The sequence below is a fragment of the Bradyrhizobium sp. UFLA05-112 genome, assembly GCF_053572325.1.
In genome coordinates this window covers 24,022-49,736 of record NZ_JBANBK010000038.1, presented here as the reverse complement: position 1 = coordinate 49,736, position 25,715 = coordinate 24,022, and the positions used below count along the sequence as shown (strand labels likewise).

Below are 25,715 nucleotides of genomic sequence, written 5' to 3'. Positions count from 1 at the left end.
GCTTCGTTCGCTCAGTGCCAATCGCTTTCCAACAAATCTCTCGTCTCGGCGACCGCAACCGACCAGATTGCATGCATGTCCTCATCCGCTCGCTGATAGAGGCCATGGAAATTGCCGTCGCCCAGCAATTCGCGCTTTTTCGCCGCGCCGACACGCGCAAGAGCGGCAAAATCGATCTGCGCCTTGGCCGATTGCGGCTGAGCGGGATCGTTGGTGCGCGTCCAGGGAAAGTTTTCCATCCAGGAGGCATGCGATGCCGCGGGATCGAGCTCCATCACCTTGGCCCAGGTGCGCGGCGCGCGCCACCAGTCATGGAATTTGACCGAAGCGTCGGGATGGAGGTTCAGCCATTCAGAAATGACCGTAGCGGCCGGCGCATTGCCGCCATGGCCGTTGACCACAAGGATGCGGCGAAAGCCCGACCGATAAAGACTGTCCAGGAGATCACGGATGACGCCGAGATAGGTCGAAAGCGAGAGGCTGAGCGTACCGGGAAAGGCTTCGAAGGAGGATGCCAGACCATAAGCCAGCACCGGAAAGACCGGAATGCCGAGACCGGCTGCTGCATCGACCGCGACTTTTTCGGCAAGAACCATGTCCGTGGCGAGACTGAGATAGGCATGTTGCTCGACGCTGCCGATCGGAAGGATGCAGCGATCGTCTTTTTTGACCTGCTGCTCGAGCTGCAGCCAATTCATGTCCTGAACCCTCAAACAGTCCTCCTGTTCTAAAGCTGCCTCAATCAGCGCAACGATTTTGCGCGATACCGTCGAGGCATAGCATTCTCATGCTCGGATCGACCGCTTCAACTTCTGAAAACGTTCCAAAAGGGACAAAAAAAAGGAGTTGACGGCTAAATAATCCATAGTCAAGTTCCATACGGGACTAATTGAATTATGCCGTGAAAGACCCTAGGCGAGACTTCGGTGTCGGATTTTGCTTTGGAAGAGCTATTGCGAGAAGGGGGAAAGCGCGCCGCGGGCGATCAGCCGGTGGAAGATCTGGTGGCGATCAAGCTATGGCAAAATCCGTGCTGGCTGTCGTTTCGCATCAACTTCCTGGCTCTCCAGTTCAATGAGCCGATCTACCGGCTCCTGGAGAGGGAGCATGGCGTGAGCCGGCCGGAAGTGGTGGTCATCTACGCGCTCGGCCTCTCTGACGGTCTGACGGCAAGCGCGATTTGCAGCTCCTCCGGCTTTCCCAAGAATACGATCAGCCGCGCGATCCAGCGCCTGATCGATAAGAACATCGTTCGCCGTGAAGTCGATCCGGCGGACTTAAGAAGCTTCGTCCTTTACATCACCGACGAAGGCAAAAGCATCGTCGATCAAGCCATGCAGCCTATGATCGAAAGGGAAAGAGTCATGATGTCGGGACTCACCCCGGCGGAACGGCTCATGCTTTCCGAGCTGCTGGCGAAGGTTGTCGTGGATTCCCCCAATTGGCCCCCAATCCTTACCGAGGAGCATGAAGAGTGAGGTTGTTTCAAAGTGCACGCATCGTTGCGCTTGCACCGATATTGCTGAGCACAGTTTCCGGTCTTGCCACGGCAGCCGACCTGACGATCGGTGTGCGCGCCGGGCCGCTGTCCATCGACCCCGACTTCACCTCGGCCGGCACCCATGCCGAGGCGATGAAACACATCTATGACACGCTGATAAAATCGGGCAACAAACTCGAACTGCAGCCGGGACTTGCGACGAACTGGACGCCGATCGACGATGCGACCTGGGAGTTCAAGCTGCGTGAGGGCGTCAAGTTTCACGATGGCTCCGATTTCACCGCAGACGACGTCAAGTTCTCGATCGAACGCATTCCGCATGTCGCGGGTCCCAATCCGACAACGATCTATGTCCGCCGTGTAAAGAGCGTCGAAGTCGTCGATGCCCATACGGTCCGCGTCAAGACTGAAGGCCCGGCACCGACCTTGCCCAATGATTTCGTTCGCCTGTTCATCGTCTCGCATGTCGCTGCCAAGGATTATTCCGACACGCCGGAAAAGGCGGCGGAGGGTTTTAATTCCGGCAAGGCGGCCATCGGCACCGGGCCTTACAAATTCGTATCTTGGACCCCCAAGGAGCAATTAGTGCTGCAGCGCTTCGACGGCTACTGGGGCGTAAAGGAACCTTGGGACAAGGTCGTTCGCAAGGAGATCCCCAACGATGCCGCTCGCGTCGCGCAGCTCAAGGCCGGCCAGGTCGATTTGATCGCCCGCATTCCGGCCTCCGACGTGCCGACACTGGAAACCGATTCGAAGCTGAGAATCGTACGGGAAAACAGCGTCTATTCCTTCAATGTCTCGTTCGACTTCCGCGACAAGCCGCCGCAGATCAAGGCAAAGGACGGCTCCGCCCTTGCGAAGAATCCCTTCCAGGATCCGCGCGTCCGCGAAGCCTTCGATCTGGCGATCGATCGCGAGACGATCGCCGACGTTGCGATGGAAGGCATGGGCACGCCGCAGTCTCAATTGGTGACGCCGAACATCTTCGGCTATAACACCAATCTCAAGACCACGGTCGCCGACCCGAAGCGGGCAAAGAAGCTTCTCGCCGAAGCCGGCTATCCCGATGGTTTCAAGGTCGTTCTCACCTTTACCAACGACCGCCTGCCGGGCGACAAGGAGGCAGGCACCGCCATCGCCCAGATGCTGACCGCCATCGGCATCGACGTGCAGGTGAATGCACAGCCGGGCGCGGTGTTCTTCCCGGCGAATACCCGCGGCGACTATTCGCTGACGATGTCGGGTTGGGGAACGCTGACAGGCGAATCCAACTATACTCTGTCCTCGCTCGTGCATTCGAATGCGCCGGACAAGAAGCTCGGCGCGTACAACGTCCGCAACTATGCCAATCCTCAGCTCGACGCACTGATTGAAAGCGCGAGCGTCGAAATGAACGGCGAAAAGCGCAGGAAAGATCTGGAAGATGCAAATGCGTTGGTCGCGAGCGATCGGCCGAACCTTGCCATAGCTTCGGTCGTTTCGGCTTGGGGCATGAAGAAGGGGTTGAACATCACGCCGCGCTCGGACGAAGATACGCTCGCCACGGATATTCGGCCTGCCGAATGAGCACTCAGAACAAAGGCTGGGTTCAGGCCCAGCTTTCCCGACACATGGCGACCATGCTGATCCGTGGCCGACATCGGCCTCTGGTTTAAGGCACCTTCATGCTTCCCCTCTCCAAAGCGGCGTAGTCGGCAGCCCCGAAGACCAACAGGTGTCGATCGATTGGGGGGCTCAAATGCAGGACGCCGAATAAATTATGATTATATGAGATAACAATGTTTGCTCTGACCTAATCAAGCGATTACGGTCCTCATCCCTTTTTTAGTAATGAGTTCGGGGCCTGCCCATGACTGGTTTCCAAGCCAAGCTGGAACGCTTTGAAAGCCTTGCTGACGAATGCGACTTGATTGCCAAGCGAGCGGATGGAGGCAAGCGCGAGCTATACATTCGGATGGGCGAGCACTATCGCGGCCTGGCAAATGATATGCGCGCCCTCATTGCGTCGTTCGACGTCGCCGCCTGATCGCCGCGCCCCGGGCACGACGGCGCGCCGTCACCCAATCCGCAGACTTTCCGCAGACATTTTGCCCGAGCGCCCAGCCTTCAGCTCGTAGCTGATGCGCGCGCCCTCGGCCAAGCCCGTATAGCCGGCTTTCTCGACGGCGCTGATGTGGACGAACACATCTGAGCTACCGTCATCAGGTTGAATGAAGCCATAGCCCTTGGTCGCGTTGAACCACTTCACTTTACCCATTGCCAATGTCGTATTCTCCGAATCACCAAAGTATCTCTCAAAGGCTAGCCTAACCGCGGACGCCTGACTGTTCGCTTCCCGACGCAGGAGCGGCACCGACGCTCGGCCGAGAGCGGCCTACCCACCACTCTGGCCGTAGGAACGTTCCGGCCCGCCGCGAGTCACCTACAGGCGCAATCGATCCTGTCTTGCCTTGCGGGTCGACCAATGGACAGAGCGGCCACTTACGCCATCTCGGCCCTCCTCTTGGGAGGCGGTATCTGGATCTTTGTCGCGGGCCTGTCCTCCACCTCACCCACCCTGTGGACTGTCGTCGCGCTAGACCATATCTTGATTGGTCTCATAAGCGCCGTCGGCCCCAGCTAAGGATTTTAGTGAGGCTCAAGGATGCTCGACAAAGCGCTGCAGCTTCAGCTCCCTCATTGGCTGATGATCGCCGGCATGTTCCTGGTGATCATCGGGACGCTCGGTATGCTCTTTGCGCGTCGACGGGAGCCGTCTGCCGAGCGGTCAGTCGATACCGATAACTAGCCTTCCCGGCATCCGGTTGCGCTCACCCTCATGACTGCTGGGGAAAATCTGCACTAGGTCAGCCTTTCTGCATTTTCCGAATCGGCAACCCGTGCTCGCTCTCTCCTCGTAGTTTCAAATTATGGGGTGCGCACGCGTGAGCCATTTCGTCTCGATGCTTCTGCTTGCCATCGCCCTCACCCTGACCTTGTGTTACGGGGTGGCAGCTTGGCGCCTTTCGGCCAGCAGGGATGCCGACATAACTGCAACGATCCCACATCAGGAATACGGCTGGAGGTTGAGGCCGAGCAACTGAACGCCCTTGCCTCGCCGGTTTCGCAAAAATACGGGCCGAGCCGTGCCTGTGGAGCGCTTCCACGCGCGCCGTTAGGCGATCGACAGAATCTCGACCTCCTGATTGCCTGCACCTACGACGTCTCCGACCGCCTTCCCGATCAGCGATTTCGCGACCGGAGCTACGAAGGAGATCGACCCAGCCTTCGGATCGGCTTCATCTTCACCTACGATGCGATAGGTCTGCACGCGACCGTCGGCCCGGCTGAACGTCACCGTGCTGCCAAAGGCGACCTTCTCGGTCGACGCCGGATTGGGGATCAGCTGGGCCGTGCGCAGCCTTTCGGCGAGATAGCGAACGTCACGCAACGGGACGGCCGACTGCCGGCGCTTCTCGTTGACATCCTCGATGCGCTGCGCGGCCTCGTAGGCCTCGCGCGCTTGCCGAAGCTGCAGTTCCAAGGCCTGCAATCCTGATTGGGTTACCAGGTTGGGATGCGGCGAAATCGGGCGATCCGGCAACAACGTCTCGGACGCGGTTTCGGCACTCTCTTCTTTGGTAAAGGCGACGCTCACTCCAGGACCTCGTCGATTGTTGAGAGGCAGCGCAACGTGGTCACATCGCGCCGCCCGCGACCACGCGCTACTTCTTATCGAACGGAATGTATTGCTGATACTGCTTCGGCACCGAGCTGCGATAGCGCGAGGGAACCGTGCCGCTGTCGATCGAATGGTCGATCTCCTGCTGCCGTGTCATCTGCTTCTTCTTGGCCGGCTTCTTCTCGGTGGTCTTCTTCGAATCCGTTGATGGGGTCGTGGCGGTCGCGGGCGTCGTTGTCGCCGGCGCGGTGATCTGGGTGGTCGCGGCCGGCTCTGTCGTGGTTGCAGCAGGCGCAGGGGTCGTGGCTTGAGGCGGCGGCGTGGTTGCCGCAGGCGGCGTGGTGGTGCCGTCGGTGCCCTGGGCCAGCGCCATCGGCGTCTGCAACATGAGCGCGAATGCGGCACTCGCGGCGAGCAAATATGACCTTTGCATCAGAACCTCCAAAGTTCCTGATCAGAACGACGAAAGCTAATCCCGCGCGATGGACCTGTGCAAGTCATCGAGCACGGGCCATAAGGCGGGCGCCGCATGTGGTCGAGGTTGACCGAGCCCGCGGCCCAATCGATTCAACTAAGACCAATCGACTTTAGTGCGGCACACCGAGCCCGGTCTCTTTCAACCGTTCCGTGAACCAGACGGTCTGCGTCCGGTCGAGCACGCCGCCGGCATAGATTTCCGCGGTCGTTACGTTCGCCCTGGCAAGCACGAGGAGAACGCCGATCTGGTAGGCGAACCAGATATGGGGATCGGTGAGCGCCTTCAGCTTCTGCTGGTCGTGCTCGATCGCGGTGTGATTGCTCGCATTGCGAATTTCGATGGCGAGCAGGTTGTTCGGGATCTCGCGTTGATGCACGACGACATCGGGATAGATCGATTTTCCCAAATGGTCGTCGGTCGAGATGATCGTGCCGCGCGGCAGGTGCAGCGTGCGCTCGCCGAGGCGGTCGTAGTTGCAATCGACCGCCCATCCGGAGAACTGCTTCTCCAGATAAACGGCGAAGCGGTGGGTGACCGCGCGCTCGCCGACATCCTTCTCGAATAGGAAGTCTTCGTGGGCGTAGAGATCGCGGATCGCCGCGATCACCTTGTTCAGCTCGGTCTTCATCGTGCCGCCCGCCCCTAAGCTCTCATCTCGCCGCGTTACAAGCCCTTCATGGTGAGGAGCGCCGAACGCCTGTTCCCGACGATGCTTCGCATTGCCGAGCGAACCATGAAGGTCCGGATCTCATCCGCGGCCATCCTTCGAGACGCCCGCTTATCGCGGGCTCCCCAGGATGAGGGGAGAGTACCGATGGTACAGCAGAAGCAATCGGAGCTACCTCACATCACGACTTCGATCAGTCGCGGCCCCGGCTCGGCGACGGCTTCCGCAAGCGCCTTGTTGAGTTCGTCGGCGTTGGTCACGGCACGGCCCGGCACGCCCATGCCCTTCGCCAGCGCCACGAAATCGAGGGTCGGGCGATCGAGCCTGAGCATGTCGGTCGCGCGCTGGCCTGGCTCGCCGGCGCCGACGCCGTCGAACTCGCCGCGCAGGATCTGGTAGATGCGGTTGGCGAACACGATGGTGACGATGTTGAGCCCTTCACGGGCCTGCGTCCACAGCGACTGAATCGTGTACATCGCGCTGCCGTCGCCGACCATGCACATGACCTTGCGATCAGGACACGCAATCGCAGCACCGATCGAAAGCGGCGTCGAGAAGCCGATCGAGCCGCCCATGTTCTGGATCCAGTCATGCGGTGCCGCCGCCGCGGTCGGCGGGAAGAAGCCGCGCCCCGTGGTCAGGGATTCATCGATCAGGATCGCATTCTCGGGGATCGCATAGGCGATCGCCTGGGCGATGGTGGTGAAATTGAGCGCACCGCTCGGCTTGACCAGTTCCTGGAGTTTTTGCGGCTTGACGTCGTGCGAGGAGGCATGCAGCGCGCCGGCCAGGGCTTCCAGCGCCGCGACCGAGTTCTCGCCCCACTCGGTCATGCGATGGACCTCGCAGCCCTCGGGCTTGAGCAGGCTCGGCTTGTTCGGGTAGGCAAAGAAGGCGACGGGATCGTTGGCCTCGACCAGGATGATGTGACGGAAATCCTTCAGCAGGGGCAGCGCCTGGTCGATCACATAGGGAATGCGGTCGATCGAGAAGCGGCCGCGGCCGCGCGCCATGCGCGGGCGGAAGGTCGGGCCCATCACCTGACACCCGGTCTTTCCGGCAATGCGCTGCGCCAGCGCCAGCCCCTGCTCGCTCAGCGCGCTGCCGACCATCAGCAGAAGCGTGCGGCTGCCGTCATTGCGGAGGATTTTCGCAGCAAGCTCGACGGCCTGCGGCGAATAGGACGGGCGCTGCTTCTCCGCCGGCACCTCGGCGATCCCATCGGCCTCGTTCCAGGCGGTGTCGGCGGGCAGGATCAGCGTCGCGATCTGCCCCGGTGCGCTCTTGGCGGCGGCGATTGCCGCAGCGCCATCGGCAGCGACCGACTTGGCATCCGGCGAGGTCCGCACCCAGGACGACATCGGCCGCGCCAGGCCCTCGATGTCGGAGGTGAGCGGCGCGTTGTAGCCGATATGGTAGCCGGCGTGCTGGCCGACGATGTTGACGATGCCGGAATGGGCCTTCTTGGCGTTGTGCAAGTTCGCAAGACCGTTGGCGAGGCCGGGGCCGAGATGCAGCAGCGTCGAGGCGGGCGTGCCCTTCATGCGGTAGTAGCCGTCGGCCGCACCCGTCACCACGCCCTCGAACAGGCCGAGCACGCAGCGCATGCCGGGAACACGATCGAGCGCCGCGACAAAGTGCATCTCGGACGTTCCGGGATTGGTAAAGCAGATGTCGACCCCGCCCTTGACCAGCGTCCGTACCAGACTTTCCGCACCGTTCATCGTTTCAGCTCCCGCGGCTTTCTTGCTTTGGATCCGTATCGATCAACCATTGTTCGCCGTTTTCGTCAAAGCAATAGCAGACATTGCTGCCCTGCCGGGCGCGACGACGGGGCTTCTTGGCTAATACGGCTTTGCGATCCTGCGAAGTTTCCGCATTTGGCAATCGTTAAGGATTGCACGTGCTCACGCTGCCGTGGCTTGCGAAACGCCGGCAAATATGGCCTGTGGTCGTCCATTGAATCGATTTTTACTGGGGGAACGAATGAACCGGTTTTTTGCCGCACCGATCGCCGCCATTGCGGTCCTGACCATCGGCGCCAGCGGCGCCTCTGCAGCGGGGATGTTCGACTTCACCGGCACCGCCTCCACCGGCTATCTCGGCGGCGGGGCGAGCCCGATCCCGCGCAGCACCGTCATGTATCCCACCAACTACGCCCCCGGCACGATCGTGATAAACACCGGCGAGCGGCGGCTCTACCTCGTGTTGTCGAACGGCCAGGCACTGCGCTACGGCATCGGCGTCGGCCGCGACGGCTTCCGCTGGGGCGGCGTGCATCGCATCTCCGCCAAGAAGGAGTGGCCGGACTGGACGCCGCCGGCACAGATGATCGCCCGCCGGCCGGACCTGCCGCGCCACATGCGTGGCGGTATCGAGAACCCGCTCGGCGCGCGTGCGATGTATTTGGGCTCGACGCTCTACCGCATCCACGGCTCCAACGAGCCGGAGACGATCGGACAGGCAGTCTCCTCCGGCTGCTTCCGCATGACCAATGACGACGTGACCGACCTCTATGGCCGCGTCTCGGTCGGTACCACCGTGGTGGTGCTAAACAACTAGGGTCACTTCAAGGGTGGGCAAAGGTGCGAAGCGCCGTGCCCACCACTTTCTGCAACCGCCATTACGGTTGCCAAAGCGGTGGGCACGCTTGCGCCTTCGCTCGACGAGCTACGGCGGACAAGTCGCTTTGCCCGCCCTCTGTGTGCCCGTCCTACGCAGTTGGAACCGGGAGCCGCGACCGCTGCGCTCTTGTGTGCGAGGTGCGAATGCGGCAGCGTTGCATGACGATGAACGCTTGTCGCCCCCCTTCAGCCTTCTGTCGCACCGCCCTTCTCGCGCTGGCGGTTTTGACCTGTGCCGGCGAGGTCTGCACCAATGCTACCGCCGGCGACCTGCCGGCGATCGCCTCGCGCCAGCGCAGCGAGAGGAAGAGCTTCACCGACGGCGAGATCGTCGACGGCTTCCTCAAGACCGCGTTCGGCGCCGAATATCACCTCGCTGGCCGCGTCGACCGCATCCGCAAATTCGACGCGCCGGTGCGCGTCTTCGCCGAGACTGACGGTCGCGCCGACCGCAAGGCGCAACTCGCCAAGGTCGTCGCCGATGTTGCGCGGCGCGTGCAGCATCTGGACATCGCCATGACCGACGATGCCGAAGCCGCCAATGTCCGCGTCAAATTGGTGCGCGACCGCGACCTCTATCGCACCATCTCGACGTTCTATGGTGCGGAGAAGGCGCGCGAGATCCGCTCCTCGCTCGATCCGCAATGCCTCTCCGGCTTCCGCAAGAACGAGAAGTTCGAGATCGAGCATTCCGACGTCATCCTGACGGTCGACAATGGCGACTTCGTCTTCCTCGACTGCGCCTATGAGGAGCTCTTGCAATCGCTCGGGCCGATCAACGACACCGCGAGCGTGCCCTGGACCATGTTCAACGACAATGTGTCGATGGGCTATTTCGACGTCTATGATCAGTACATCCTCAATCTGCTCTACGATCCACGCATCAAGGCAGGCATGACGGTGCTGGAGGTCCGCAGCGTTCTGCCCGAGGTGCTCGCCGACGTGCGGGCGTGGGTGAAGCAGGTCAATAATCTGGCGGAGTGAAGCGGCGTCGGCGCGCGATCCCCATCATCGGTCGGACCACGGTCTGATCGAGATGCAACGCCTCGATATTGACGAGAAAAGGATGTCGGATGAGTGAGAGCAGCTGGCAAGCGCACAACAAGCCGGCTTTGCGGGTGTCACACGCAGGGTTCTCGAACGCCTTGCATTGCCGGGTGATCAGCGGGAGCTCCTCGTGGTCGAGGTGACCTATCCGCCCGGCGGCGTCGCGCCGCTTCACCGGCATCCGGTCGGCGGCGTGGTCTTCATCGTCGAAGGCGTTGCCGAATCGGCCTATGGCGACGATGAGCCGCGACAATATCGAGCCGGCGAGACCTTGCAGGATCGCTCCGACAGTCCCCACACCCTGTTTCGCAATTGTGACCCGGAGCGCCCGCTCCGGTTTCTGACCATCTACGCTCTCGAACCCGGGCGCTCCTACACAACGGATCCCTGAGACCGTTGAAACCGCAGCTCACCAAGGCGCAGCGTCAGCCGCGCCATGCGGCCTTGATCGCAACGACATCGATCTTCTTTCATACCCGTTGTCGCTTCAAAAAGCGCTCTTGGTTTCGGCACCGCCGGCCGCCAGTGCCTCGGTCAGCATGCGCGGCGTGTTTAGCCAGGAGATGCCCGAGCTGAGCAGAACACAAGCCGCGCTCCTCGCGCGCTGTCCCTATTTTACCCGTGTCGCCCAAGCGTCACATGCGCGTCAGCCAATCCCGATACTCGGTGCCTCCTCCCGAAAAAACCCGCGCAGGTTGCGCAATGAGGATGGGGCGTTCACATGAAACTGAAGACCTTTCTCTTCTCGGTATCCGCGATGTCGCTCGCCGCATCGCTGGGCGTTGTGGCGCCGGCACGCGCCGGACAGGACAATGATCGCGATCACGATGGGAACCGTCATGGGCGCAAGTCGCCGCAGGTGGTGTTGATCTCGCTCGACGGCGCCAAGCCCGACTTCATCCAGAAATTCATCGAGGAGGGCGTGCTGCCGCGCGACGGCGGGCTGGCGCGGCTCAGCCGCCACGGCGCGGTGGCGATGCAGAACGTGACGGCCTCGCCGTCGCTCACCGCGGTGTCGCACATCGCGATCGCGACCGGCTCGACAGCCGTGCACAACGACATCCCGTCGAATACCTTCGAGGCGGTCGTCGCGCCGATCTCGTCGAGCCTGAGCGGCTTTGCGGCGCCGATCGGCGGCTATCAGGAGAGCCCGCTCGGGCCTTCGCCCCAGCCGACCGCATTGCCGCTGTGGGTGCAACTGCGCCAGCAGGGCAAGAAGGTCGCCACCGCGACGTGGCCGGGCGGCGACGGCGCCGACATCTCGATCAACAACACGGTGGTGCAGCCGGCGAGCCCCATCCGCGTCACCAACTACACCGTGCCGTTCGGGGCGTTCGGCGGCATCGGGGCCCAGGGCTTCTCGCTGTCCAAGGGCGATTTCGCGCCCGACCCGACCGTCGCCACCGCGCTTCAGGCGGCCGGCCAGTTCTCGTACAGCCCGGTGCTGGCGACGTCAGCGCCGATCGAGACTTTTTCGCGCGCTTCGGCGGCGACCGCGACCTGCACCAGCGCGGCGACGCTCGACGTCAAATATGCGATCCGGGCGGCCGCGATCGACACCAGCAATGACGGCAAGGTGAACTACGACACCCTGGTGTTCTTCGACGCAACGCGCGGCATCACGTCGGGACCGTTCCACGCACCGTCGACCGGACCGGCCTATGCCAAGCTCGGCGGCGAGAACGCGCCGTTCTTCTTCGAAGGCAGCGGAGCCAAGGTCGGCGCCGCCTACTTCGTCTCGCAGCTCGCGCCCGATCTCTCGATCGTGCGCTTCGCACGCTACGGCGCCAACTACATCCCGCGCAACACGCCGGTTCTGAACGACGTCGACGACATCAACAACAATATCGGCTTCTGGCGTCCGCAGGCCGACTTCCGCATTCCGGAGCGGCTGAGCCCTGGCTTTACCAACTTCCCCGACGTCGAGATCGAAGCGATGTTCGAGGACATGGTGAAGACCTTCGTTCGCTACCAGGCCGATATCGGCGAGCGTGCGATCCTGAACCATCCCGACGCCGATCTGGTGATGCTCTATATCGAGCAACCCGACGGCTCCGAGCATCAGTTCCTGCTCATCGACCCCCGCCAGGGCACCAACCCCAAGGACCCGAACTCGATCGGCGCCAACCAGGATCCGGCCAAGGTCGCGCGTTACGCCTCATATATTCGGTTCGCCTATCAGACGGCCGACAAGGCGGTGAAGAGAATCGCTGAGACGGCGGGCCGCGACAGCAACGTCATCGTGGTGTCGGACCACGGTTTCGCGCCGTTCCACACCTCGGTAAGCATGCTCAATATCCTGCGCAATGCCGGCATCGACACCAGCAAGGTGGGGATCCGCACCTCGGGCCCGGCGGCCAACATCTATGTCAACCTCCAGCAGCGCGAGTCGGGCGGCACCGTTGATCCCGCGACCTACAACGCGCTGGTCGCGCAGATCACCGATGCGGTGAAGAGCGCGGTCGATCCCAACCCGCGATTCAACTACTCGCTTGCGGACGGGCGGATCTTCACGGTGGTGGAGTCGCGGCCGCTGCAATGCGAGGCAGCGACCGGGCAGTGCACCAGCAAGACCATCGGCCAGGATTTCGGTGATGTGTTCGCGCTGATGGCCCCGGGCTACAACTTCGACGGCATCCAGAGCCCCGGCGTCGCGCGCCTCGGCGATGCGCCGTTCAATTCGGCCACGACCACGCTGTCGATGCCGAATTTCTACGGCGCCCATGGCCATGATCCCGAGCTGCCGGTGATGAGCGCAACCTTCATTGCCGCCGGCCCGCAGATCCGCAGCGAGCCAATCCGGCGCATGCACAATGTCGACGTGGCGCCGACCATCATGCAGATCCTGGGCGTGAAGCCGCATCACGTCGACGGCGAGGTGCTGCGCGAAATCCTGCGCTGACAAGCCGGCGCCATCCTTCAGAACAATTCCTGTGGGCGCCGACCGGCGCCCATGGGAGCGTTGTGGAGCTCGGCAATCGTAAGGCTCTCTCCCGCTGGTGCTCTCGCGCCGGCCTTTGATTCAAATCAAGAGCGGTTCGCGCGATCGGATTCTATGTCCTGAGACCCACGAGTCACGGGAGGTCGACCATGCGGTTTTCGGTCCTGGCACTGGTTGCACTGGGCTTGACGCCGGTTTCGGCTCTCGCGGCCGACTGCCGGGTCACCGGCTCGCCATCCAGCTTCGGCGGCGACATGACGGCCTACTTCGCCGTCAGGTCGGGCGAAACGTGCAAATTCCCGATCAGGATACCGGGTATGATGAAGAGCTCGGGCATTTCGCAGAAGCCTGAGCGCGGAGCGCTGAGGCAGCTCAACGTCACGACCTTCACTTACACGGCGCCGCGTGGTTACAAGGGCAGCGACACGTTTGCCATCTACGGTTCGGGAGAGGGTCCGTACGGCTCAGGGAGATCGATCATTACCGTGAACGCAACGATCCAGTAGGCAGGCCATGCTATCCCAGGAGCCCACCGTAATTTGAAAGTCGTCACATCATGCGCATGCTTCATTTGCTGATCCTGGCGGGCGCGACGATGCAGGCGGCCGCACCAGCCGCGGCGCAACGTTACGATCCGCGCTACCCGGTGTGCCTGCAGTCATGGCATGTGCGCGGCCTCACCATCATCGACTGCAGCTATGTTTCGATAGAGCAGTGCCGCGCGACGGCCTCGGGACTTGCGGCCATGTGCCTGGAGAATCCGTATTGACAGGGACTGCCGGTGAGTGGTTCGCGGCGGCAAGACCGTGGCCACTAACTAAAGCGCGATGAGGTTAGGATGAATCGTCATCGCGCTTTAGGTTGTTGTTTGAGCATGATCTTTTCGGAAAACCGCTCCACACTTTTCCGGATCATGCTGTAGGCCCCTATGACCGGCCCATACGAAGAGTAGCGCTACCGCGCTCCGCCCTCGCCGACGAGATGCTCGCGGAAAAACCGCACGACGCTGGGGTTGAACTCGCGGTGGAAGGCGGCCCTGTCGAAGTCCGCCGATGCGCGGGACGGCGGCTGCGAGCTCCGCCGAGCAGGGAGCGAGGAACGCGTAGTGGCCGGCGGGCACGACGTGGATTTCGGGCGAACCGGGAAGCTGGCTGGCGGTAAGCGCGGTGAACTTCGCGTCAACGCCGTTGCCGCCGAACTCCGAGCGCCAAATCTGCAGCGGAATCTGGATGCCGCTCAAAGCTGCACGGTTGAAAGCCCAATTCGATGCGGTGTCGGCGAGCAGGGCAGCCTTGATGCGCGGATCGTGGGGCGGACTCGGCGGCACATCGCCGCTGCGCGCGCTCGCAATTCTCGGTCCTGTCATCCTCCTTGCAGACGATGGTCAGCCTGCGGAAGTCCACGTTGCCTCCGACCAGCACGAGGCCGGTGAAGGCGCCGAGCGAAAAGCCGAAGAAGCCGACCCGTGCGGGATCGATGGCTACCTTGTCCTTCCAGTCGTGCAGCATGAAATCGACAAGATGGATCATATCGACCGGACGCGCCGCCCAGACGGAGATCTTGTCCCGCTGCGAGGAGTCGTTGGCGTTGTCGCCGGGATGATTGATGGCTGCGACGACGAAGCCGGCATCGGCCAGCGCCTCCGCCGTGTCATGATGTGCGCCGAACCACGCACCGCGCCCGTGGGAGAACACGACCAGCGGCAGCCCGGTCCCCGCGATCGGACAATCCTTCGCGCCCTTCAAGCCGAATTCGGCCGGCACCGAAAGTTTGCCGAGCGCCAAGACTTTGGGCTCGCTCGCGCAGGGGTACCAGATGCCGCCCTGCAGCGCCGGATCTGATTCGAGAAGCTGGATGCCTGCAGCGCTTGCAGGAGCGACGAGACCACACAGGATCAAGGCACAAGCGATCGACGTCTTGAGTCCCACGGAAGCCCCCTGTCATTTCCGCGGCGGAGCTGATCAGCGAACGGCGACGGAATTGTGTCGGGAGTGTCGCACACGCTATGCGATAGCTCCAACCGCGAGGCCGGGTACTAGCCCCAACGTCGTCCTGGCGAAGGCCAGGACCCATAGCCTCCAGCAGTAGGCGCGCTCACAAATCCGGATGTGGCAAAACTCACCCTTGCCCCGACGCACGCAACGGGTTGTAATTGCAGGGGCAAATACCGCAGCGCAGAATTCAAACAAGAACGCGCGCGGCTGCAAGGGAGAGCCGGTCATGCATGGGACCATCGAGAGCACAGTCACGCGCGAGAGCCTGCATGAGCGCGCCGCATCGCTGCCGCTGGAGCAGCTCGATCCCGGCCATCCCGAACTGTTCAGGACCGATGCGTTCTGGCCCTATTTCGATCGCCTGCGCCGCGAAGATCCCGTGCACTATTGCAGGGACTCGATGTTTGGCCCGTACTGGTCGGTGACGAGGTACAACGACATCATGGAGATCGAGACCAACCATTCGGTGTTCTCCTCGGCAGCTTCCCTCGGTGGCATCACCATCCGCGACATCGATCCCGATTTGCGCCGCGAGAGTTTCATTGCCATGGACCCGCCGCGTCATGCGGCCCAGCGCAAGACCGTGGCGCCGATGTTCACGCCGACGCATCTGGACGAGCTCGCGCTCAACATCCGCAAACGCTCGGCCGAATGCCTGGACAATCTCCCACGCGGAGAGGAATTCGACTGGGTCGACCGCGTCTCGATCGAGCTCACCACGCAGATGCTCGCGGTGCTGTTCGACTTCCCCTGGGAAGACCGCCGCAAGTTGACGCGCTGGTCGGATGTCGCGACCACCATTCCCGGCTCCGGCGGCCTCGTCGCCACCGAGGACCAGCGGCAGGCCGAGCTGTTGGATTGCGCGACCTACTTTTCGCGGCTGTGGAAGGAGCGCATCGCGCAGCCGCCCAGGAGCGACCTGCTCTCGATGCTGGCGCATGGCGCGGCGACGCGCGACATGGACGCGAGGAACTTTCTGGGCAACCTGATCCTGTTGATCGTCGGCGGCAACGACACCACCCGCAACACCATGTCCGGCTCGATCTACGCGCTCAGCCAGCATCCGGAGCAGTATCGGAAGCTGCGGGAGAATCCCGCGCTGCTCGACAGCTTCGTGCCCGAAGTCATCCGCTGGCAGACGCCGCTCGCCCATATGCGGCGCACCGCGCTCGCCGATTTCGAATTCCGCGGGAGAGAAATCAAGAAGGGTGACAAGGTCGTGATGTGGTACGTCTCGGGCAACCGCGACGAGGAGGCGATCGAAAAACCCTACGAATTCATCATTGACCGCGCCCGGCCGCGCACGCATCTCTCCTTCGGCTTCGGCATCCACCGCTGCGTGGGTCTCAGGCTTGCAGAGCTGCAATTGAAGATCATCTGGGAAGAGATTTTGAAGCGCTTCGATCATATCGACGTGGTCGGCGAACCCAAGCGGGTGTATTCGAGTTTCGTGAAGGGTTACGAGACGCTGCCGGTCAGGATTGCGGCGTGATTCGCGAGAACTGGAGCCACCAGCCATGAACGTCCAAACTCCGGTCAGGACCGACAGGGCCGAACGCATGCGCCGGGCGCGCGAGGAGGCCTATGCGACGCCATTGAAGGATTACCATCCGGGCGCGCCGCGGCTGTTCCAGGACGACACCTTATGGCCATGGTTCGAGCGGCTGCGCGAGCAAGAGCCGGTGCATTACTGCACCAACGCGCCGATCGAGCCGTACTGGTCGGTGGTCAAATACAACGACATCATGCATGTCGACACCAATCACGGCATCTTCTCCTCCGACTCGACGCTCGGCGGCATCTCGATCCGCGACGTGCCGACCGGTTATGACTGGCCAAGCTTCATCGCGATGGACCAGCCCACGCACTCGGCGCAGCGCAAGACGGTGTCGCCGATGTTCACGCCGACGCATCTGGACGAACTCGCCAAGCTGATCCGCCAGCGCTCGCAGTCCGTGCTGGACAATCTGCCGCGCAACGAGACCTTCAATTTCGTCGAGCGCGTCTCGATCGAGCTGACGACACAGATGTTGGCGACACTGTTCGACTTCCCCTGGGAGGAGCGGCGCAAGCTGACGCGCTGGTCGGACGTCTCCACCGCACTGCCCAAGAGCGGCATCGTCGCCTCCGCCGAAGAGCGGCGGAAGGAAATGGACGAGTGCTACGCCTACATGTCGAAGCTGTGGAACGAGCGCGTCAATTCCGCGCCGCGCAACGACCTGTTGTCGCTGATGGCGCATAACGACGCCACGCGCTACATGGACCCCGACAACCTCATGGGCAACATCATCCTGCTCATCGTTGGCGGCAACGATACCACCCGCAACACCATGACCGGCTCGGTGCTGGCGCTGAACGAGAACCCCGAGCAATACGACAAGCTCCGCGCCAATCCGGCGCTGATCGATTCAATGGTGCCGGAGGTGATCCGCTGGCAGACCCCGCTCGCGCACATGCGACGCACGGCGCTGCGGGATACCGAGATCGGCGGCAAGGAGATCAAGAAGGGCGACCGCGTCGTGATGTGGTACGTTTCCGGCAATCGCGACGAGGAGATGTTCGAGAAGCCGAACGACTTCATCATCGACCGGCCGCGGCCGCGCACACATCTGTCCTTCGGCTTCGGCATCCACCGCTGCGTCGGCATGCGGCTCGCGGAGCTTCAGCTCAGGATCGTCTGGGAGGAGATGCTGAAGCGTTTTGACCGTATCGAGGTGGTCGGCGAGCCCCGGCGGATCTATTCCAGCTTCATCAAGGGCTACGAGACGTTGCCGGTAAGGATTCCGGGGTAGCGTGCGCGGGGAATGGCAAGCCCTTACCTGAATCTTCGCTGTCATGCCCCGCGAAAGCGGGGATCCAGTAGGCCGCGGCTTCTCCGTATTCGTCACCGCCCCTGGAATACTGGATCGCACGCCTTCGCGGGCGATGACAGCGAAGGATGAGGCGACAAGCGAGTCGCCCCTAACGCGCGGCAGGCGCGCCGCTGCACCAGCTATAAAATTTCGGCATGACAGGTCGCGCCAGATGCGAAGGCAAGACGGCGCGCGGCTGTTCTAGGAAATGAGCGCATCTAACTCAATTTGATGTCCCAGACGCCGTCCTTGCGGCAGGCGGCCACTTCCTCGCGCAGGAGCGCGGTGACGGCAACGGTCGCCGTCGACACCGGCCGATCGATCGGAGAGGCAACAATGAGCTCGCGCGTCATTGGCTTGGAGACGGCGGCTGTTTCCAGCCGACCGTCGGCGACCTCACCGTATACCGACGAGGGCGGCAACAGGGCGAAGCCGAGGCCCTCCTCGACGAGGCTCGTGAGCACGCGGAACGAATCCGCTTCGAGCTGGACGTTGAGCTTGATCTTGCGCTGGGCCGCCGCATGCTCGATCAGCGCGCGGAGCCCGTGCGAATGACTGGGCAGCACCAGCCGCTGCCTGAGCAGCCAGCCGATCTCGACGCTCTTCTTGCGGGCGAGCCCGCAGCCGCGCGGGCCCACCGCGACGATGTTGTCGCGACCGAGGCTCTGCACGGTGAGGTGCAGATCGGCGGAACGACCGTAGAGGATCGCAAGATCCATCTCGCCGCGATGCAGCCATTCGACGAGATGGCCGCTATAGCTCTCGACGATGCGCAGTGTGACGCCCGGATAGGTTTCGACGCAGCGGCGGGCGAAGCGCGCCGACAAGACGCAGCTCACGGTGGGAACCAGGCCGAGCACCACATGACCGGATGGCGGACCCTGGGCCGACTGGATGTCGTCGCGGATCTGGTCGATCTGGCGGACGATGCCGGAGGTGCGCGCGAGCAGCAGACGGCCGGCTTCCGTCAGCACCATGCCGCGGCCGTTGCGTGTGAACAGCTCCGTGCGCAGCTCGTGCTCCAGCAGCTTGATCTGGCGGCTCAGCGCCGGCTGGGCGACCCGCAGCGTATCGGACGCCTTGGAGAGGCTGCCAAGTTCGGCCACGCAACTGAAGGTCCTGAGCTGACGGAAATCCATGCTTGCCAAGCTTTGAACGCTACTCCATACGCTATAGCAAATGAGCATAGGGGGTTGGCGTCGTTTTCACAACGCCGGACGCTTGGCTGGCGTTATCTTCTGCAACGCGATCGACTGGAAACGCCATGAGCCAACAAAAACACGACGACCACCACACCGAAGACTATGCCGACATCCGCGACGCGGTGGCGAAACTCTGCGCACAGTTTCCCGGCGAATACTGGCGCAAGCTCGATCGCGAGATGACTTATCCAAAGGCTTTTGTCGATGCGCTCACAGAGGCCGGCTATCTCTCGGTGCTGATCCCCGAGGAATATGGCGGCGCCGGGCTTAAGTTGTCGGCGGCGGCAGCGATCCTCGAAGAGATCCAGCGCGCCGGCTGCAACGGCGGCGGCTGCCACGCCCAGATGTACACCATGGGCACGGTGCTCCGGCATGGCAGCGACGCGCAGAAGGCAAAATATCTGCCGAAGGTCGCGACCGGCGAATTGCGCCTGCAAGCCTTTGGGGTCACCGAGCCGACCAGCGGCACCGACACGTCTTCACTCAAGACCTTTGCACGTCGCGAGGGCGATCATTACGTCGTCAACGGCCAGAAAATCTGGACCAGCCGCGCCGAGCATTCCGACCTGATGATCTTGCTGGCGCGCACCACGCCGAAGGAGAAAGCCAAGAAGCGCACAGACGGCCTCTCGGTCTTCATCGTCGACATGCGCGAGGCCAGGGGCAAGGGCCTGGAGATCCGCCCGATCCGCACCATGATGAACCACGCCACCACCGAAGTGTTCTTTACGGACATGAAGGTGCCGGCGGAAAACCTGATCGGCGAGGAAGGCAAGGGCTTTCGCTATATCCTTTCCGGCATGAATGCCGAGCGCATCCTGATCGCGGCGGAATGCGTCGGCGATGCGAAGTGGTTCATCGCAAAGGCCTCGAACTACGCCAAGGAGCGCACCGTGTTTGGACGGCCGATCGGCCAGAACCAGGGCATCCAGTTTCCGATTGCAAAAGCCTACGCTTCTATGCGCGCGGCGGAGCTGATGGTGAAGGAAGCGACCCGCAAATACGAGGCCGGGCTCGACTGCGGCGCGGAGGCCAACATGGCAAAAATGCTGGCGGCGGATGCGTCCTGGGAAGCGGCGAACGCCTGCATCCAGACCCATGGCGGCTTCGGCTTCGCCGAGGAGTACGACGTCGAGCGAAAATTCCGCGAGACGCGGCTCTACCAGGTCGCGCCGATCTCGACCAACCTGGTGTTGTCCTTCATCGCCGAGCACGTGCTCGGCATGCCCCGCTCGTACTGAGGTCGCGCCATGGGAGCACTTGACGGGATCAGGGTGATTGCGGTCGAGCAGGCGGTCGCCGCGCCCTTCTGCTCATCGCGCCTGGCGGACGCCGGCGCCGAAGTGATCAAGATCGAGCGTCCCGAAGGCGATTTCGCGCGTGGCTATGACGCGGCAGCCAAGGGCCAGAGCAGCTATTTCGTCTGGCTCAACCGCGGCAAGCAATCGGCGGTGGTTGATCTGTCGACCAAGGAAGGCCGCGCCGAGCTTGAAACGCTGATCGCGAGCGCGGACGTGCTTATTCAAAACCTCAAGCCCGGCTCGATGGACAAGCTCGGCTTTTCGCGCGAGCGATTGCTGCGCGACTATCCGAAGCTGATCTCCTGCACAATCACCGGCTACGGCGACGCGGGACCCTATGCGCATCGCAAGGCCTATGATCTCCTGATCCAGGCCGAAAGCGGGCTTGCTTCGATCACCGGCAATCCCGACGGCGCCTCGCGTGTCGGCATCTCGATCGTCGATGTCGCGACCGGCGCGACCGCGCATGCCGCGATCCTGGAAGCGCTGATCGCGCGGGGACGCACGGGCGTGGGCGCCGACATCCGCATCTCCATGTTCGACGTGATGGCGGACTGGCTGACCGTGCCGCTACTCAATTCGGAAGCCGGCAATCCGCCCAAGCGAATGGGCCTGCGCCATCCCTCGATCGCGCCCTATGGCGTGTTCACCTCCAAGGACGGCAAGGACATCCTGATTTCGATCCAGAGCGAGCGCGAATGGAAGACGCTGTGCGCGGAGGTGCTGGACCAGCCCGCGCTGCCGAGCGATCCGCGCGTCGCCAATATGGTCGAGCGCGTGCGCCACCGCGACTTCACCGACAAGACCGTGGCCGATAGCTTTGGCAGGATGACACGCGATGAGCTGCTCAAGCGGCTGTCGGATGCCGACATCGCCTTTGCAGAGGTCAACACCATGGCTGATCTCACCACCCATCCGCATCTGCGTCGCATCGAGGTGGATACGCCGAACGGCCGCGTCAGCTATCCCGCGCCAGCGCCGATCATCGTCGGCGAGACGCGCAGCTACGGCGCCGTGCCCGGCATCGGCGAGCGGCCCGGCCAGAAGAAGAAGTAGCGAGAGAGATGACATGACCGAGAAGCTCGACATCGATCATTTGCGGCAATGGATCGGCCGTACCCAGGAGGCGACCGACACCGTCACCGCGCAACTCGTCAAGGGCCTGCGCGCGACGCTGTTCCAGGAGATTGGCGAGCCCAAAAAGGGCGACGCGGCGCCGTTCACCGTGCATTGGTGCCTGGCGCAGCCGGTATCCCCGATGTCGATGCTCGGCCCCGACGGTCACCCCACCCGTGGCGGGTTCCTGCCGCCGGTGCCGCTGCCGCGACGGATGTGGGCTGGTGGCGAGATCGAATTCATCGATGCGCTTCGCGTTGGCGATGAATCGACTCGGATCTCGCGCATTGCCGACGTCGTGGTGAAGACCGGCTCGACCGGAACGCTGTGTTTCGTCGCGGTCGAGCACACCATCACCTCGCCGCGCGGCGTCGCCATTCGCGAGCGGCAGGACATCGTCTACCGCGAGACGACGAGCGGCCAACCCGCAACCGCAAAGGGCCCGCCTCCGCCGCCGAAGGCGCAGCATCGCGAGACACATGTCTCCGATGCCGTGCTGCTGTTCCGCTACTCTGCGTTGACCTTCAACGGCCATCGCATCCACTATGATCGCGACTACGTCACCAAGGTCGAGGGTTATCCGGGCCTGATCTTCCATGGGCCGCTCCAGGCGGCGCTGATTACCGAGATGGCGGCGAAGCTCCGCGGCGGCAAGGCGCCGAAGAAATTCAGCTACCGCGGCGTGCAGCCGCTGTTCGACGGCACGGAATTTTCGGTGAACGCAAATGAGACCGACGCCGGTCTGGAGCTGTGGACGGCGAACGCCGAGGGTCAGCCGACGATGAAGGGGACGGCGGCGTGGTGATACGCTTCTGCTGCATCTCCATTGCGGGCGCAGCAGCGATGTAGGAACCTAAACCCTCACCCCGAGGAGCGCGCCCTTCGCGCGCGTCTCGAGGGCGAGGCCGAGAGCCGGGCCTTCATCCTTCGAGACGCGCGTTCCGCGCTCCTCAGGATGAGGGACTAAGAAGGGACGGAAACAATGTCAAAGAACGGAAAAACCGGCAGCACATCCGTCTCCGTCAAGCAGGCGACGCTCGATCTCTTCCGTGGCTTCGGCATCAAGAAAGTGTTCGGCAATCCCGGCTCGACCGAGCTGCCGTTCCTGAGCGACTGGCCCGACGACATCGACTATGTGCTGGCGCTTCAGGAAGCTTCCGCCGTCGGCATGGCCGATGGTTATGCCCAGGCCACGCGCAACGCCGGCTTCGTCAATCTGCATTCCGCCGCCGGCGTCGGCAATGCGCTCGGCAACATCTACACCGCGCATCGCAACCAGACGCCGCTCGTCATCACCGCGGGCCAGCAGGCGCGCTCGATCCTGCCGTTGCAGGCGTTCCTGTACGCCGAGCGAGCGTCCGAATTCCCTCGGCCTTACGTGAAATACAGCGTCGAACCGGCGCGCGCGGAAGATGTGCCCGCCGCGATCGCGCGCGCCTATCACACCGCGATGCAGCCTCCTTGCGGTCCGACCTTCGTCTCGATCCCGATCGACGACTGGACCCACGCGACGACGCCGGTCGAGGCGCGCAAGGTCAGTCGCGAGCTCGGGCCCGAGCCTGAGGCGATGAAGGCCCTGGTCGCGGCGCTCAATGCGAGCAAGCATCCTGCCCTCGTCGTCGGCCCCGGCGTCGACCGCGCCGGCGCTGTTGACCTCGTGGTGCGCGTCGCCGAGAAGGCGAAGGCGACCGTCTGGGTCAGCCCGTTCTCGGCGCGCTGCTCCTTCCCGGAGCGCCATCCACAATTCGCGGGCTTCCTGCATGCCTCGCCCGGCCAGCTCTCGGATGCGCTGCGCACGCACGATCTCGTCGTCGTGATCGGCGCGCCCGTGTTCACCTTCCATGTCGAAGGGCACGCCTCGATCTTCGACGGGGGCACGACCATTTTCCAGATCACCGAGGATCCGGATGCCGCCGCGGTGACGCCGGTCGGCACCAGCATCGTCGCGACCATGAAGCCGGCGCTGAACGCGCTGCTCGACATGCTGCCGGAGAGCAAACGCGCGACGCCAAAGGGCCGCACGCTGCCGCCGGCCCCACAAGCCGCCGATCCGCTTCCGGTCGAGTTCCTGCTGCATTCGCTGTCCGAGGCGATGCCGGAGGGCACTTCGCTCGTGGAGGAAGTGCCCTCGCACCGGCCGGCGATGCAGAAGTTCATGCCGATGCGTGGCCAGGACAGTTTTTACACGATGTCGAGCGGCGGCCTCGGCTACTCACTGCCCGCCTCCGTCGGCATGGCTTTGGGCAAACCGAACAGCCGCACGGTGTGCCTGATCGGCGACGGCTCGGCGATGTATTCGATCCAGGCGCTATGGACCGCCGCGCAGCGCAAGTTGCCGCTCACCGTCGTCGTCATCAACAATTCCGGCTACGGCGCGATGCGCTCCTTCAGCCAGGTCATGCAGGTGCGCAACGTACCGGGGCTGGAATTGCCCGGCATCGATTTCGTCAAGCTCGCCGAAGGGATGGGCTGCGACGCGGTGCGGGTGACGAAGTCGGCCGAGCTCGGTGAAGCGCTGAAGCGGGGGATGAGCGCCGAGGGCGCGAGCCTCGTCGAGGTCGTCGTGGATTCCGCGGTGCCGCTGCTGTATGCGCAGAAGAATTAGCCAGGGACGGAGTCTCGCCCTGCACACTCCGCCGTCATCGCCCGGCTTGACCGGGCGATCCAGTACTCCGAGACAGTCGTGATTGAATCGAGAGGCTGCGGCGTACTGGATGCCCCGGTCCAGTCTATACATCAAGCCGGGGCATGACAGAGCGAATGTGGCGACCGCACCCCCTACTTCCCGAACTCCTCCCGCATCTTGGCCTGGATCTTCGCCATGCCGCCGATCCAGCGGTCGTAGTTCTCGGTCTTCTTGCGCATGTAGCCGAGCACCTGCGCGTGGGGCAGGATCAGGAACGTCTCCTGCGCGATGCCGGCGAGCGCGTCTTTCGCGACCTGCTCGGGCGAGAGGTCGCCGTCGCCACTTTGCGGGCCTTTTGGGATCGAGCGCAGCATGTTGGTGTCGACGCCCTGCGGACAGAGGATCGAGACGCGGATGTTATGCGCCTTGTGCGAGATCGCGAGGTTTTCGGCAAAGCCGACCGCGGCATGCTTCGTCGTCGAATAAGCCGGGCTCCCGACCTGCGAGAGCAGGCCCGCGGCCGAGATCGTGTTGAGGAAATAGCCGCCGCCGCGAGCTTTCATGCGCGGGACAAGGTGCCGCGCCGCGTAGACGTGGGCCATGACGTGGATCGCCCAGCTCCGCTGCCAGGGCTCATCTGACGATCCGCCGGCGTTCACTGACAAGGGATCGAAGCCGCCGCCGATGCCGGCATTGGAGCAGAACAGCTCGATCGGGCCGAACTGCCGCTCCGTTTCCTCGATGACGTGGGCGATGTCCTTTTCCTGGGCCACGTCGCATTTGAAGGCGGCGCCGTTCACGGTCGCCGCCACCGCTCGCGCGCCGGCGGCCTCCATATCCGCGACCACGACCTTGGCCGCGCCTGCCTGATGAAACACCTCGCACAGCGCCTTGCCGATGCCATTGGCGCCGCCGGTGACGACCACGATCTTGCCGGCCACCTGCATGCGACGTCTCCTCTTATGCCGCTTATACCGCTTCTGTTCGCGCTCAGCTCAGGACGAGATTGAGCACCGCGGTATAATGGCACGCCGCGCCGGCCAAGACAAAGCCGTGCCAGATCGCGTTTTGGAAACGCAGGCGCCGCCAGGCGTGGAAGATCACCCCGAAGGAATAGAGCGCGCCGCCCGCGACCACGAACCACAGCGCCACGGTCGGCAACGCCTTGACCACGGCGTCGTAGAGCATCAGGCCGCTCCAGCCCATGGCGAGGTAAATGCCGACAGCGACCCGGTCGAACCGGCCGGGCCAGCCGAGCTTGAGCACGATGCCGAGGATCGCCACGCACCAGACACCGACGAGCAGCGCCAGCGCGAACGTGCTGTCCTTCAGTTCCAGGATGAACGGCGTGTAGGTCGCGGCGATGAGGAGATAGATCGCGGAGTGGTCGAACCGTCGCAAGATCCATTTGGCTGGCGACACTGGCCAGAGATTATAGGTCGCCGACAGCACCAGCATCGAGAGCAGGCCGGCGACGTAGATCGAGACCCCGACGATGTCGACCGTGCTGGCATTGACCGCCGCCAGCACCACCAGAACGATCGCAGCGACGATGCCCGTCAGCACGCCGATGGCATGAATGACGCCGTCGGCGATCAGCTCGGCGCGGTCATAGTCCCAGCCGATGACATCGGCCGCAGCATGGACCGAGGTGGACGCAAGTTGTTTCAATCTGAAAACGGTCATGGCAGTCCGAAGGCGACGC

General features: G+C 63.1%; 26 protein-coding genes. 16 read left to right on the top strand and 10 right to left on the bottom strand.

Features of this window, described 5'->3' with window-relative positions:
* Positions 1-11 precede the first annotated feature (11 nt).
* Positions 12-698, bottom strand: coding sequence for a creatininase family protein (locus SO180_RS22185; protein WP_449380960.1), 687 nt, complete (start codon positions 696-698; stop codon positions 12-14).
* A gap of 228 nt (positions 699-926) precedes the next feature.
* Here SO180_RS22185 and SO180_RS22180 point away from each other — a divergent pair, with 228 nt between their 5' ends.
* From SO180_RS22180 to SO180_RS22170, 3 genes are all read left to right on the top strand, one after another.
* Entirely contained in the window at positions 927-1,478 is a 552-nt protein-coding gene (locus tag SO180_RS22180; protein ID WP_449380959.1) for a MarR family winged helix-turn-helix transcriptional regulator, read from the top strand.
* Positions 1,475-3,067: an ABC transporter substrate-binding protein gene (locus tag SO180_RS22175; RefSeq protein ID WP_449380958.1), complete on the top strand. Its 1,593-nt coding sequence runs from the start codon at positions 1,475-1,477 to the stop codon at positions 3,065-3,067. The genes SO180_RS22180 and SO180_RS22175 overlap by 4 nt, the downstream gene beginning before the upstream one ends.
* A gap of 283 nt (positions 3,068-3,350) precedes the next feature.
* A complete protein-coding gene (locus SO180_RS22170; RefSeq protein WP_449380957.1) occupies positions 3,351-3,527 on the top strand; it encodes a hypothetical protein in 177 nt (58 codons plus the stop codon).
* Between the two features lie 30 nt (positions 3,528-3,557).
* Here SO180_RS22170 and SO180_RS22165 read toward each other — a convergent pair whose 3' ends face one another.
* Positions 3,558-3,764, bottom strand: coding sequence for a cold-shock protein (locus SO180_RS22165; RefSeq protein WP_449380956.1), 207 nt, complete (start codon positions 3,762-3,764; stop codon positions 3,558-3,560).
* A 381-nt stretch (positions 3,765-4,145) separates the two neighbouring features.
* On the opposite strand from SO180_RS22165, the gene SO180_RS22160 reads away from it, so the two are divergent.
* A complete protein-coding gene (locus SO180_RS22160; RefSeq protein WP_449380955.1) occupies positions 4,146-4,289 on the top strand; it encodes an LPXTG cell wall anchor domain-containing protein in 144 nt (47 codons plus the stop codon).
* A gap of 366 nt (positions 4,290-4,655) precedes the next feature.
* Here the strand turns inward: SO180_RS22160 and greA are convergent, their stop codons facing one another.
* From greA to SO180_RS22140, 4 genes are all read right to left on the bottom strand, one after another.
* Positions 4,656-5,138 carry a transcription elongation factor GreA gene (gene greA / locus SO180_RS22155; RefSeq protein ID WP_449380954.1) on the bottom strand — a complete coding sequence of 161 codons (483 nt, stop codon included), beginning with the start codon at positions 5,136-5,138 and terminating at the stop codon, positions 4,656-4,658.
* A 67-nt stretch (positions 5,139-5,205) separates the two neighbouring features.
* Positions 5,206-5,595 (bottom strand): hypothetical protein, encoded by a 390-nt coding sequence (locus tag SO180_RS22150; RefSeq protein ID WP_449380953.1) that lies wholly within the window; start codon positions 5,593-5,595, stop codon positions 5,206-5,208.
* Positions 5,596-5,749: 154 nt separating this feature from the next.
* Positions 5,750-6,268: a hypothetical protein gene (locus tag SO180_RS22145; protein ID WP_449380952.1), complete on the bottom strand. Its 519-nt coding sequence runs from the start codon at positions 6,266-6,268 to the stop codon at positions 5,750-5,752.
* A gap of 215 nt (positions 6,269-6,483) precedes the next feature.
* Positions 6,484-8,031, bottom strand: coding sequence for an acetolactate synthase large subunit (locus tag SO180_RS22140; RefSeq protein WP_449380951.1), 1,548 nt, complete (start codon positions 8,029-8,031; stop codon positions 6,484-6,486).
* 262 nt (positions 8,032-8,293) lie between these two features.
* Here SO180_RS22140 and SO180_RS22135 point away from each other — a divergent pair, with 262 nt between their 5' ends.
* The 6 genes from SO180_RS22135 (at position 8,294) to SO180_RS22110 (ending at position 13,688) form a co-directional block, all read left to right on the top strand.
* A complete protein-coding gene (locus tag SO180_RS22135; protein WP_449380950.1) occupies positions 8,294-8,869 on the top strand; it encodes a L,D-transpeptidase in 576 nt (191 codons plus the stop codon).
* Between the two features lie 227 nt (positions 8,870-9,096).
* Positions 9,097-9,915 carry a DUF2927 domain-containing protein gene (locus tag SO180_RS22130; protein ID WP_449380991.1) on the top strand — a complete coding sequence of 273 codons (819 nt, stop codon included), beginning with the start codon at positions 9,097-9,099 and terminating at the stop codon, positions 9,913-9,915.
* A gap of 193 nt (positions 9,916-10,108) precedes the next feature.
* Positions 10,109-10,369, top strand: a complete 261-nt coding sequence (locus SO180_RS22125) for a cupin domain-containing protein (RefSeq protein WP_449380949.1) — start codon at positions 10,109-10,111, stop codon at positions 10,367-10,369.
* Positions 10,370-10,699: 330 nt separating this feature from the next.
* Positions 10,700-12,880: an alkaline phosphatase family protein gene (locus tag SO180_RS22120; RefSeq protein ID WP_449380948.1), complete on the top strand. Its 2,181-nt coding sequence runs from the start codon at positions 10,700-10,702 to the stop codon at positions 12,878-12,880.
* A 188-nt stretch (positions 12,881-13,068) separates the two neighbouring features.
* Positions 13,069-13,425, top strand: coding sequence for a hypothetical protein (locus tag SO180_RS22115; protein WP_449380947.1), 357 nt, complete (start codon positions 13,069-13,071; stop codon positions 13,423-13,425).
* Between the two features lie 50 nt (positions 13,426-13,475).
* On the top strand, positions 13,476-13,688 hold the full coding sequence (locus tag SO180_RS22110) for a DUF3551 domain-containing protein (protein WP_449380946.1): 213 nt from the start codon (positions 13,476-13,478) through the stop codon (positions 13,686-13,688).
* A 409-nt stretch (positions 13,689-14,097) separates the two neighbouring features.
* Here SO180_RS22110 and SO180_RS22105 read toward each other — a convergent pair whose 3' ends face one another.
* Positions 14,098-14,847, bottom strand: coding sequence for an alpha/beta hydrolase family protein (locus tag SO180_RS22105; RefSeq protein ID WP_449380945.1), 750 nt, complete (start codon positions 14,845-14,847; stop codon positions 14,098-14,100).
* 292 nt (positions 14,848-15,139) lie between these two features.
* On the opposite strand from SO180_RS22105, the gene SO180_RS22100 reads away from it, so the two are divergent.
* The gene (locus SO180_RS22100; protein ID WP_449380944.1) at positions 15,140-16,405 is read left to right on the top strand and encodes a cytochrome P450; all 1,266 of its coding nucleotides are present in this window, start codon (positions 15,140-15,142) and stop codon (positions 16,403-16,405) included.
* 25 nt (positions 16,406-16,430) lie between these two features.
* Complete coding sequence (locus tag SO180_RS22095) at positions 16,431-17,705, top strand: cytochrome P450 (protein ID WP_449380943.1); 1,275 nt, start codon at positions 16,431-16,433, stop codon at positions 17,703-17,705.
* A 278-nt stretch (positions 17,706-17,983) separates the two neighbouring features.
* Here the strand turns inward: SO180_RS22095 and SO180_RS22090 are convergent, their stop codons facing one another.
* Positions 17,984-18,904, bottom strand: coding sequence for a LysR substrate-binding domain-containing protein (locus tag SO180_RS22090; RefSeq protein ID WP_449380942.1), 921 nt, complete (start codon positions 18,902-18,904; stop codon positions 17,984-17,986).
* 125 nt (positions 18,905-19,029) lie between these two features.
* On the opposite strand from SO180_RS22090, the gene SO180_RS22085 reads away from it, so the two are divergent.
* The 4 genes from SO180_RS22085 (at position 19,030) to mdlC (ending at position 23,989) form a co-directional block, all read left to right on the top strand.
* Positions 19,030-20,208 carry an acyl-CoA dehydrogenase family protein gene (locus tag SO180_RS22085; RefSeq protein ID WP_449380941.1) on the top strand — a complete coding sequence of 393 codons (1,179 nt, stop codon included), beginning with the start codon at positions 19,030-19,032 and terminating at the stop codon, positions 20,206-20,208.
* Positions 20,209-20,217: 9 nt separating this feature from the next.
* A complete protein-coding gene (locus SO180_RS22080; RefSeq protein WP_449380940.1) occupies positions 20,218-21,324 on the top strand; it encodes a CaiB/BaiF CoA transferase family protein in 1,107 nt (368 codons plus the stop codon).
* A gap of 13 nt (positions 21,325-21,337) precedes the next feature.
* Positions 21,338-22,189 (top strand): HTD2 family dehydratase, encoded by an 852-nt coding sequence (locus SO180_RS22075; protein ID WP_449380939.1) that lies wholly within the window; start codon positions 21,338-21,340, stop codon positions 22,187-22,189.
* 177 nt (positions 22,190-22,366) lie between these two features.
* Positions 22,367-23,989 carry a benzoylformate decarboxylase gene (mdlC, locus tag SO180_RS22070; protein WP_449380938.1) on the top strand — a complete coding sequence of 541 codons (1,623 nt, stop codon included), beginning with the start codon at positions 22,367-22,369 and terminating at the stop codon, positions 23,987-23,989.
* Between the two features lie 173 nt (positions 23,990-24,162).
* On the opposite strand, the gene SO180_RS22065 is transcribed toward mdlC, so the two are convergent.
* Together SO180_RS22065 and trhA are read right to left on the bottom strand one after the other, a co-directional pair.
* Positions 24,163-24,957, bottom strand: coding sequence for an SDR family oxidoreductase (locus SO180_RS22065; protein WP_449380937.1), 795 nt, complete (start codon positions 24,955-24,957; stop codon positions 24,163-24,165).
* A 43-nt stretch (positions 24,958-25,000) separates the two neighbouring features.
* Positions 25,001-25,696, bottom strand: a complete 696-nt coding sequence (gene trhA / locus SO180_RS22060; RefSeq protein WP_449380936.1) for a PAQR family membrane homeostasis protein TrhA — start codon at positions 25,694-25,696, stop codon at positions 25,001-25,003.
* Positions 25,697-25,715: the final 19 nt, after the last annotated feature.

Coding starts and splice junctions, on each gene's coding strand:
- SO180_RS22185 (WP_449380960.1), bottom strand. CDS start 698: ATGAATTGGCTGCAGCTCGAGCAGCAGGTCAAAAAAGACGATCGCTGC.
- SO180_RS22170 (WP_449380957.1), top strand. CDS start 3,351: ATGACTGGTTTCCAAGCCAAGCTGGAACGCTTTGAAAGCCTTGCTGAC.
- SO180_RS22160 (WP_449380955.1), top strand. CDS start 4,146: ATGCTCGACAAAGCGCTGCAGCTTCAGCTCCCTCATTGGCTGATGATC.
- SO180_RS22150 (WP_449380953.1), bottom strand. CDS start 5,595: ATGCAAAGGTCATATTTGCTCGCCGCGAGTGCCGCATTCGCGCTCATG.
- SO180_RS22145 (WP_449380952.1), bottom strand. CDS start 6,268: ATGAAGACCGAGCTGAACAAGGTGATCGCGGCGATCCGCGATCTCTAC.
- SO180_RS22140 (WP_449380951.1), bottom strand. CDS start 8,031: ATGAACGGTGCGGAAAGTCTGGTACGGACGCTGGTCAAGGGCGGGGTC.
- SO180_RS22135 (WP_449380950.1), top strand. CDS start 8,294: ATGAACCGGTTTTTTGCCGCACCGATCGCCGCCATTGCGGTCCTGACC.
- SO180_RS22130 (WP_449380991.1), top strand. CDS start 9,097: ATGAACGCTTGTCGCCCCCCTTCAGCCTTCTGTCGCACCGCCCTTCTC.
- SO180_RS22120 (WP_449380948.1), top strand. CDS start 10,700: ATGAAACTGAAGACCTTTCTCTTCTCGGTATCCGCGATGTCGCTCGCC.
- SO180_RS22115 (WP_449380947.1), top strand. CDS start 13,069: ATGCGGTTTTCGGTCCTGGCACTGGTTGCACTGGGCTTGACGCCGGTT.
- SO180_RS22110 (WP_449380946.1), top strand. CDS start 13,476: ATGCGCATGCTTCATTTGCTGATCCTGGCGGGCGCGACGATGCAGGCG.
- SO180_RS22100 (WP_449380944.1), top strand. CDS start 15,140: ATGCATGGGACCATCGAGAGCACAGTCACGCGCGAGAGCCTGCATGAG.
- SO180_RS22095 (WP_449380943.1), top strand. CDS start 16,431: ATGAACGTCCAAACTCCGGTCAGGACCGACAGGGCCGAACGCATGCGC.
- SO180_RS22090 (WP_449380942.1), bottom strand. CDS start 18,904: ATGGATTTCCGTCAGCTCAGGACCTTCAGTTGCGTGGCCGAACTTGGC.
- SO180_RS22085 (WP_449380941.1), top strand. CDS start 19,030: ATGAGCCAACAAAAACACGACGACCACCACACCGAAGACTATGCCGAC.
- SO180_RS22080 (WP_449380940.1), top strand. CDS start 20,218: ATGGGAGCACTTGACGGGATCAGGGTGATTGCGGTCGAGCAGGCGGTC.
- SO180_RS22075 (WP_449380939.1), top strand. CDS start 21,338: ATGACCGAGAAGCTCGACATCGATCATTTGCGGCAATGGATCGGCCGT.
- mdlC (WP_449380938.1), top strand. CDS start 22,367: ATGTCAAAGAACGGAAAAACCGGCAGCACATCCGTCTCCGTCAAGCAG.
- SO180_RS22065 (WP_449380937.1), bottom strand. CDS start 24,957: ATGCAGGTGGCCGGCAAGATCGTGGTCGTCACCGGCGGCGCCAATGGC.
- trhA (WP_449380936.1), bottom strand. CDS start 25,696: ATGACCGTTTTCAGATTGAAACAACTTGCGTCCACCTCGGTCCATGCT.